Origin of the sequence: Vibrio casei (genome assembly GCF_002218025.2) — a bacterium.
Classification (GTDB): Bacteria; Pseudomonadota; Gammaproteobacteria; order Enterobacterales; family Vibrionaceae; genus Vibrio; species Vibrio casei.
Genome location: NZ_AP018681.1, coordinates 1,190,357 through 1,200,070 on the forward strand (window position 1 = coordinate 1,190,357; position 9,714 = coordinate 1,200,070).

Below are 9,714 nucleotides of genomic sequence, written 5' to 3' on the forward strand. Positions count from 1 at the left end.
ACGCTCCTAGGCTGTTGGCTGCACTGCATTAGAAACAGAAAGATTTACTTGAGAAAAACGGTATAGGTAATGTGGCCCACCGGCCTTCGGCCCAGTCCCCGATAAGCCTTGCCCACCAAATGGTTGAACGCCAACAACCGCGCCAACTTGATCGCGATTAATATAACAGTTACCTACACGAGCTTGTTTTTCAATCCAACGATAAGTCGTTTCATTCCGGCTATGAATCCCCATCGTCAAACCAAATCCAGTTTGATTGATGTCTTGTACCACTTTTGCTAATTCGTTGGCTTTAAAACGTACAACATGCAAAACTGGCCCAAATTTTTCTTCTGTTAAAGCTCGAATATCATTAATTTCTATTGCTGTAGGGGCAACAAAATGCCCAGATTGGCATACCGAATCAAGTGGCAATTGATTGATTAATCGCTGTGTTTTTTTCATTTCGTCAATATGTGCAATAAGCTTTTCTTTTGCTATTGAATCGATAACAGGACCAACATCTGTTTGATGTAAATAAGGTAAACCAACGGATAGCTGGTTCATCCCGCCTTTAATTAGCTCAATAATTCGGTCAGCAATATCTTCTTGAACATACAGTACTCTTAAAGCAGAACAACGCTGACCCGCGGAAGCAAAAGCAGAGCGCAACACATCACGCACAACTTGTTCAGGTAAAGCCGTACTGTCCACAATCATCGCATTCTGACCACCCGTTTCAGCAATAAATGGTACAGGTTTCGCATCACGTAATGCCAAAGTTTGGTTGATGCGTTGCGCTGTAGGCGTTGAACCGGTAAATGCGACACCAGCAATAGCCGGGTTAGAAGTTAATGCTTGACCAATTAAAGCCCCGTTCCCTGTGAGTAATTGAATAGAACCCGCTGGGAAACCCGCTTCCAACATCAACTCAACAGCGCGAGCCGCAATTAAACTGGTTTGCTCTGCAGGCTTAGCAATCACAGTATTACCACTCACAAGCGCTGCTGTTATCTGACCCAAAAATATTGCTAATGGGAAGTTCCAAGGACTAATACAAACAAATACCCCTCTCCCCTCTCGACTGATCGTCCTTTCTACTCCATCAAAACCGACTATGTCTTCACCAGTAAAAATGGCATCCTGTTTCGCATAAAAACGGCAGAAATCGACCGCTTCACGAACTTCATCAATACTATCGTGAATGGTTTTTCCCGCTTCTTTATGACAAAGCGCGACTAACTCAGTTAAATGATCTTCCAAAAGATCCGCTAAACGGTCTAATTTACTTGCACGCTCTTCAAATCCAAGCCCGTTCCACTCATGGAAGCATGATTGAGAAACCTGAATAGCTTCGGAAACATGATCAAGGTTTGAAAACACCACAGATCCAACATGGATCTTTCTATCATAAGGTGCAGAGACCGACTTGATCATCATTTCGTTATCAGTATTATCCTTGATCATGCTTCCGTAAAAGTATTGTCCATTGATAATTGGTCCTGCTTGCCATGTCTTTTCAAGCCATTGATTAACTTGCTCTTCAAAGGGTAGGCTTTCACTATGAATATCAATATTCACCCCATAAGCGTTCTTTCTTTCAGAGAAAATGTGGGGAGGAAGAGGTATTGCGGTATTATTAAAATGATGTTGGGCTAGCAGAGTATCAACCGGATGTTGGTTTAGCGTCTCAATAGGACAACGTGCATCCACCAAACGATGCACAAATGAACTATTTGCGCCATTTTCCAATAGTCGGCGTACCAAATAAGGCAATAAATCTTTATGACTTCCCACCGGAGCATAAATGCGAACCGATTGACCAAATTTGGTCATGGCATGCTCATACAGCGCATCCCCCATCCCATGCAAGCGCTGGAATTCATAATCAGTATGCGTCGCCATATTCGCAATCGCGGTCACTGTGTGGGCATTGTGGCTCGCAAATTGAGGAAATATATGTCCATGTACTTGATCGCTTAATAAAAATCGAGCACAAGCCAAATACGCGACATCTGTCGACTCTTTTCGGGTATAAACAGGATAGTTGGAATATCCCGCTTGCTGCGACCATTTTATTTCGCTATCCCAGTAAGCACCTTTTACAAGACGAAGTGGAATCATATCGCCTTGTTCTTTCGCTAAAGCATTTAGCCAAACTAAAACCGGCAATGCGCGCTTTGAATACGCCTGAATGACTAAGCCAAACTTGCCCCACCCTTTTGCCGCTTCGCTTCTATACAGCTTTTCGAACAATTCTAATGAAAGTTCTAAACGGTCGGCTTCTTCCGCATCAATCGTGAGCGCCACACCAAGCTGCCTTGCTTGCACAATTAATTGCTCGACCGTGGCATAAAGTTCAGTGAGTACTCGCGCTTTATTTGCCACGTCATAACGAGGATGTAATGCTGAAAGTTTAATAGAAATCGATGGTGCCGGGCTTTTTGAGTGATCATACTTGTCATTACCAACCGCAGTGATCGCCATCAAATAGTCATTAAAATATTTTTGTGCATCATCACTAGTTAATGCCGCTTCACCAAGCATGTCATAAGAGTAGGTGTAACCTTTTTCACGCATTGTTTTGCCATTTTTCTGCGCTTCTTTAATGCTACGACCCAGTACAAATTGGTGACCCATTATTTTCATCGCTTGATGCATAGCCTTACGAATCACAGGCTCTGACATTTTATTCAATAACCGATTTAACCCTTGAGTGGGGCTTTGTGCTTGCGACTCTTTCAAGCCAACGACTTTCCCTGTTAGCATCAGCCCCCAAGTAGAAGCATTCACAAAAACAGAATCTGAATTTTTTAGGTGAGATTTCCAATCAGCCACACTTAATTTATCTCGGATCAAAGCATCAGCCGTAGCGGAGTCAGGAATACGCATTAAAGCTTCAGCAAGACACATAAGCAAAATGCCTTCATGGGTATCGAGGCTATACTCAAGCAGTAGGGCATCAATCATTTGAACCGATTTTTTATCCGCACGAATAGATTTAATGAGTTCACCAGTTTGGCTTTCTATTAGCTGCTTTTCTTGCGAACTTGGTGTCGCCAAAGGCAATAACTCTCGTAACCATACTGATTCATCCACCATATATAACGGTGAGATTAAAGACCAAAGCTTAGCCAAAGGCTGCTGATTAAATTCCGTATTCAACACATCGGTTGCTGTAAACATGCTTTTTCCTCACATACAAATCGGAACAATTAACGAATATTCTTTGAAGTGTAGTGGCAAATGAGCATAAAGAATTGATTAAAACTCCGCTTCATTTGCTTAAAAATCGCATTAATAACAAAAAACCAACATGGTCACATATTTTTAATATGTCTTTTAAGACAAGATTATTGTATTTGCTTGCGGTATTGGGAAGGGGAAACATCGACTAAACGGGTAAACGTATGGGTAAAAACACTTTGGTCAGAAAAACCAATTAATTCAGCAATATGGCCTAAATTGTACTGCCCTTCTTTAATAAGATTTTTCGCCATTTCAATGCGTTTATTTAATACATACTGATGAGGTGTAATCCCTATCTGAGTTTTAAAAACTAAGTGAAATTGGCTTTCCCCGAGAAAAACACAAGCGGCTAAGTCAGAGACACTAATTTTACTGGCTAAGTGTTGATGGATATAGCGATCAAGCAAATCCATATTCAAACGATTCCCTTTTTTGAACATTTCAAATTTTTTAATATGCCGATACAGCAATGCAATGATGGTATCCTGGCACGCTCGGCAGAGGAGCAAATCATCAGGGCTGGATTTGATTTCTTGTACTAACATTCTGACTAATTGTTGTATCTGGAAATCGAGCTGAAAGTACACCTCGTCAGCCAATAACTCTTCAAGTAAATGGGAAACCTGAGAATCTTGTTCCGTCATGTTGATAAAATTCAATACAAGAATATCTGATGTACCAATACCACCGAAACTATGCTCAGAAGAAGCTCGAACAATACAACCTTGGCCGGGCCCAATTAAATTCACCTCGCCATCGACATCAAATTCAGCACGCCCAGTTAAGCCAATCACGATTTGGGTATAGTCATGATGATGCCTATTCATATAACTGGGTAACGTAATAACTTGCGCAGGCTTTGGTGGATAATGATGAAAGTCATTTGGTTTAATCATGGCTAGCAAACTAATCCTTTATAGTTTTTTGCATAGTTTTTTTTAAGTCTTTTAGTATAGACTATCCATCTCTTCTTGATCATTCTTCCAGAACGATGATCAAGAAGAGCTAAACTACGGTGAAGGTTATTTCAATAAATAAGTATGATAGAACCAATATCACAACTTATTAGTCATCATTCAAAAAACATTATTATTACGATTATGGCGCTAATCGAGAAACATCCCAGTCAGATTCGTCTGATTTTTCATAAATAAATCGATCATGCAAACGATGTTCACCGCCTTGCCAAAATTCAATGCTATCAACTTTTACGCGAAATCCCCCCCAAAAAGTCGGCACTGGAATTTTACCTTCAGCAAATTTGGCTTTTAGTTCCATGTACTTTCCTTCTAACACATTACGAGCTGAAATTCGGTTACTTTGCTTACTCGCCCAAGCAGCTAATTGACTTTCTTTGGGGCGAGAGGTGAAGTATTTCATATTTTCCATTGCAGATAATTTCTCAACCGTGCCGGTAATATGAACTTGTCTTTCTAAAGGATGCCACGGGAAATGTAAGCTGATTTTATTGTTATGTTGTAAGTGCTGGGCCTTACGACTTCCAAGGTTGGTATAAAAAACAAACCCATCGTCATCCACATTTTTCAATAAAACTATCCGCTGAAAAGGTTGACCATACTCATCCACGGTCGCCACCGTCATCGCGGTTGGATCAGTTAACCCTGCGTCAATGGCTTGCTCTAACCAAAGATTAAATTGATCAATTGGATTGGCCAACAGCTGAGACCGCTTAAGTCCATTTAATGAATATTCTCGACGAATATCGGTAAGTTTCATTCTATTAATCCCTAGTGACTTTTGATTAATTTTGCTCTTATATACTTTTCATAACAAGTATATAAGAGAGGATTTTCATATTCATACATCATCAATGACTAAAATAGCTCATCCTTAGCGCAACTCATATTCTTATCGGTCATTAATTTACAGTGTAAATTAGGATTCGATATAAAACCTTAACAATTTACACTGTAAATTAGTTTATATTCGCTTTCTATCCCCAAAAAAGCAAAAGCCACTGATGTTGTATTGATAGACAAGTGAATGAATCCCCATGAACATAGTTAATTTATGACTTTTTATAAAGAATAAAGGGGATGAATCCTGTCAACAAAACTACAGCATCAAGTGCTGTAAGGATGTATTGATAAAAGATATTGGCGTATACGAGCTTCGATATCTTTTCTTCCATTCAAACCATATTTAGCTGAAACCTCTTGCCAACTTTGACTAAAAAGCACTTTATCCAAAACACATTTATTTTCGTGACTACGCTCCAATGGTGAACGGAATAAAGATTGCCAAAGATACTGATTTAAGGTCGCGGAAACACTTTCGTAGCTATTACCGCCTTGGGCATAATTAGACACTAAGGCTGGCAAGGCAAGCTTTTCATTATGCGTAATATCAGGCTGTAACATTGCCATCAAACAATCACTTTCAAGCTTGTTATAAATAAATGGCAGTGATATTTGGATATTAACAAGAAAATCTTGCGAAGCTTGTTGAATCCAATCTTGAGACGATACGGATAGAGCACGAACCATAAAGGCTGAATAACAACCACTAGCTTGATCACGGCGTGTTCCTAAACTCACCAGTTGGAAGTCTTTACGCCAAAATTTAACAAGCTCAGTGCTAGCACCAAAACTCACCGATATAAAATCTACGCGTTCAGCCAAATGATTCACCAATAAAGATAAGGCATTGGAGCCGATACCTAAACGCTGGAAATTAGATCCAATCGCGATTCTCATTACTCTCGCTGAACGTTGACTCGCCGCTTGTGACAATGCCAAATGATTACAAAGATAACTGGCGGCAAGGTGACCTTTTGGTCGACGATTTCCTCGCTGAATATCAATAATTAATGAATCGTCTAAACCTCCCTCCAGAGTAAGTAGCAAACACCCTACTCTTACATCCCCGCTAATAATTTGAATCACTTCAATAGAGTCATCATCCAATATTTGTATTAAATCATTTGGAGAGGTTTGATAATGAGCATTAACCAAAAGGGCAAAGATCTCTCGAAATAAAGAAGGATGATGTAATAATTGAGATTTATCGATAGATTTTAATGCGACCTTATCAGCCAAAGAGACAGAAACAGAATTCGAATTATCAGCGTCCAATAAGAAAGTATCAAAAAGCCATGATTCTAATGGGTCATTTTCATTCCAACGAATAGGTTGGATTAACTCGACAAGCTTCCAACCAGGACGATTTTGGTTAAGCCATGACATGAATTTTAGTGTAAAGCCACGACCACAACCTTCATAACCATGTGTGGTTGAGCTAAAAACAACGCGATGATAATGAGTAACCATATCTTGCAAACTGGATAAAGGTAATGCAGCCGCCTCATCTACGAAAAGTAAATCCGTAGAAGGTCTCGTCAGTAATAATTCATCCGGCGCACAAAAGCGAAGACTCGCACCATTTGAAAGCTGCCATTCAGTTTTTGTCTTCTTAGACCAAATTAATGCTGGCTCTAACTTGTTCAATTCTAACTGCACATGCGCAAATAAGGGTTCAATTGATTTTAACGCTGGCGCAGTAACCATAATCTGACAAGCTTTCTCAAACATTAGCTCAGCAGCGGCCATCCCCAAACATGAGGTTTTACCTCTGCCTCGGTTAGCATTAATAACCAATGGGCGCTTTCTATGCCCAGAAAGCACTTTTTTAATTGCGGTGATAGCGGTGCTTTGATCGGCGGTACGCGCACCAATAAAAGCAGAGTGAGTCATATGACTTGGTAATAACTTCAACGAAGCCGTATCGGGTGCAACATTTAAATCATCAATAACAGTCCAGGATTGAAAATGCTGGGATAACCAAGCCTTGCTATTCGATTCATCCAGTTTTTCAACGTTCGCAATAAAGACTAAGCCCCCTCCCATTAATGCCCCTAGCGCCGCCGAAAAGCTGTTAGCATCGAATCCGTCCGTACAATCAACAATCAGGGTCGATATTTCTTGACCTAATAGCTGGTGGCCTTGCTTATAAGACAACGCTTCAACATTTCCCTCTAATTCAATATAACTTCCAAGAATTGCCACTGATTTTTCTTTAATCGATTGATCGTTACTGTGCTGTGCTTGAATATAGCCTTCAAGTAATGTTTTCAAATCTGAATCGGTGAGCATGAGCATGACACCAGAACGGTGGCGATCAAATGAAAGTTGTCGGGTTAACTGATTCAAATAGGCTAGGGCAGACATGGCAATTCAACTTATGGAAAACAATAACCTAAGCATATCACAGGCACAAAAAAAGCCGCACATTGCTGGCAGCTTAGATTTGGTAGAGGCTAAAATAATTAAGCGTTCAGTTTCGATTCTACAAAAGAAAGAATTTCCGCTGCGAGTTCATCATCAATTTTTTTCAACGATAATGATAAATTATTGCCTTTACGATTATAAATGGCCCGACCTTTTATCAACTCAATGCTAGTGCTTCCAGGCTCTTTTTGTGTAGGAGCAAGCTCTTCAATCCATTCTTCTAGTTGGCTCGATACCTCTTTCGTTAAACGAGCCACACCTTGAGATGGAGAGTTTTTCCAAACTGCACCACGTCCTGACTGACATTTGCTTAATAATAATGCCTGAGATTTCTGTGGCAAAGAGTGATAAAGCTTATGCAGCTTCACTATCGTTGGTCGACCAACATCACTCACATTAGGGTAAGCTTGTAATAACGCCAGTGGCAATGCGGCTGCTTTCAAAGCACCACTCACTAATGCTTCACTGCATTGAAATATCTGTGCCAATGCTTTTTGATCTTCAGCTTCACCAGAATCCAACTTAAGCTGCATTTCACGGCCACGCTCATAAAGCGATAGTGGTTTATGAGCATTAGCTACATCGGACAAAAACTTAGCATGTTCTGTTTCAATATCATCAGCAACATAAATTAAAAAATCTTTTTGTGCTAATAAACAAGACATGCGACGACGGCTGCCATCAAGTACTTCAATTTTACCTTCAGTATTACGTCGACCAACTGCAGGATATTGCTGACCACGATCTTTTAATGTGACCAAAATATCCGATAGCGCGTGTTCATTTAAAAACGATTGTTCACGCGAGTTTTCAGAAAAAACAACAGTTTGCTGTTCAATCTCACTGGCTGGAATAGAAATAAGCTCAAATGCTACTAAATCTTGACCAGCAATCGCCAATTCAATCACTTGTGCTTTATCTTTTGCTGCTGCTTGAGCTTCAACAGGCGAAGTCGCGCGGCGTTTATTTGCTTTTCCAAATAGTTTTGCATTTAGGTCAGAAGTTTTAATCGCCATTAGTTACTCTCCTGATTAAGTGAAGCCCAATGGCTGTGCATAACACGCTCCAACTCTAGGGCACTTTTTTGTATCGCATCTTGCGCGACGGCTAATGTTTTCTTACCACCTTCAAAGTCACCTGCAGTTAAATCAAACACCGTGCTGTAAGTATCGGCACAGGTTTCAAATGCACGGCTACGAGGAATCGTTGCCATCATAACTTGTTCAGCTAATAAGTAATTCATCTCCGTTAATACAGAGACTTGCTTTTTATTGTCATCTTCAAACATCGTTGGCATTAAGCGCACAAACTCAAGCCCTTGCCAGTCTTCAGGGAACATTTCATAAACCGTTGGAAGATGCTGAAAAAAGTTAACCGTGGAAGCCCAATCTAAACGCTTAGCGGCACATGGAATTAATAAAGCATTCGAAGCATACATGGCATTCCACACCAAAGGATCAACATGTGGTCCGGTATCCATCATAATAATATCGAAATCATCAGAAATTTTATCAATTAGCTTTTCTTTTAATAACTTAACAATATCCAATGATTGATTCTGTGATAAATGCTGCCAAGCTTCAGCGTTGAACATGGCATCTTCAGGAAACGCTGAAATCGTTTTTAAATTAGGATATTGAGTCGGTAACAACACATTGTTACGTAAGAACTCACTATCAATTTCAACATTTTCAGGAACATTGTCTAGCATTACATCAACAGCAGAATAGATTTCTTCACGGTCTTCCACACTGATTTGGGGATTTAAGAACAAACGTAAAGAGCCTTGTGGATCCAAATCAATGAGACAAATACGGTAACGTTTATCAAGGTTCAAAGCCAAGCAAGCAGCAATATGCACAGCGGACATCGATTTCCCTGTTCCACCCTTTTGGTTTTGAACATTCACAATCCACGGTTTATTACATTGATTTTTCTTACGCTGATGGAACATATCAACACCAGCCGCATCCATTAATTGATGAGCCTCACTCAATGTAATCGAATAATGGTTGGCATTATTTTTAGTGAATTGATGACCATCGGCTTCCATTTTAGCAATGGCTTCATCTAATTTACGTCGAGTTAGCCCTGAACGAGTTTCCATCAACGCTTTAGACATGGGTGGGAAATGTTCATCTCTACGTTCTTCTAAAACAATTTCAATGCGGTCAGCTTGCACCTGTTTAGTTAATTCAGCTAAACGTTCAAGATTGTGAATCGTCTGTTCTCTTTTCAT

6 protein-coding genes are annotated in these 9,714 nt (G+C 40.1%); all 6 read right to left on the reverse strand.

The window, feature by feature from the left end:
- Positions 1-6: 6 nt before the first annotated feature.
- The 6 genes from putA to VCASEI_RS18460 all read right to left on the reverse strand — a co-directional run bounded on the left by putA (position 7) and on the right by VCASEI_RS18460 (position 9,714).
- On the reverse strand, positions 7-3,165 hold the full coding sequence (putA, locus tag VCASEI_RS18435; protein ID WP_086960010.1) for a bifunctional proline dehydrogenase/L-glutamate gamma-semialdehyde dehydrogenase PutA: 3,159 nt from the start codon (positions 3,163-3,165) through the stop codon (positions 7-9).
- A 167-nt stretch (positions 3,166-3,332) separates the two neighbouring features.
- A complete protein-coding gene (locus VCASEI_RS18440) occupies positions 3,333-4,124 on the reverse strand; it encodes a helix-turn-helix transcriptional regulator (RefSeq protein WP_086960009.1) in 792 nt (263 codons plus the stop codon).
- Positions 4,125-4,326: 202 nt separating this feature from the next.
- Positions 4,327-4,965: a pyridoxamine 5'-phosphate oxidase gene (gene pdxH, locus VCASEI_RS18445; RefSeq protein ID WP_086960008.1), complete on the reverse strand. Its 639-nt coding sequence runs from the start codon at positions 4,963-4,965 to the stop codon at positions 4,327-4,329.
- 347 nt (positions 4,966-5,312) lie between these two features.
- Entirely contained in the window at positions 5,313-7,415 is a 2,103-nt protein-coding gene (locus VCASEI_RS18450) for a GNAT family N-acetyltransferase (RefSeq protein ID WP_089110651.1), read from the reverse strand.
- A 98-nt stretch (positions 7,416-7,513) separates the two neighbouring features.
- Positions 7,514-8,491: a ParB/RepB/Spo0J family partition protein gene (locus VCASEI_RS18455; RefSeq protein WP_089110652.1), complete on the reverse strand. Its 978-nt coding sequence runs from the start codon at positions 8,489-8,491 to the stop codon at positions 7,514-7,516.
- On the reverse strand, positions 8,491-9,714 hold the full coding sequence (locus VCASEI_RS18460; RefSeq protein WP_086960005.1) for an AAA family ATPase: 1,224 nt from the start codon (positions 9,712-9,714) through the stop codon (positions 8,491-8,493). The genes VCASEI_RS18455 and VCASEI_RS18460 overlap by 1 nt, the downstream gene beginning before the upstream one ends.

Excerpts from the sequence above, each read along its gene's own strand:
- putA (WP_086960010.1), bottom strand. The coding sequence starts at position 3,165 with ATGTTTACAGCAACCGATGTGTTGAATACGGAATTTAATCAGCAGCCT.
- VCASEI_RS18440 (WP_086960009.1), bottom strand. The coding sequence starts at position 4,124 with ATGATTAAACCAAATGACTTTCATCATTATCCACCAAAGCCTGCGCAA.
- pdxH (WP_086960008.1), bottom strand. The coding sequence starts at position 4,965 with ATGAAACTTACCGATATTCGTCGAGAATATTCATTAAATGGACTTAAG.
- VCASEI_RS18450 (WP_089110651.1), bottom strand. The coding sequence starts at position 7,415 with ATGTCTGCCCTAGCCTATTTGAATCAGTTAACCCGACAACTTTCATTT.
- VCASEI_RS18455 (WP_089110652.1), bottom strand. The coding sequence starts at position 8,491 with ATGGCGATTAAAACTTCTGACCTAAATGCAAAACTATTTGGAAAAGCA.
- VCASEI_RS18460 (WP_086960005.1), bottom strand. The coding sequence starts at position 9,714 with ATGAAAAGAGAACAGACGATTCACAATCTTGAACGTTTAGCTGAATTA.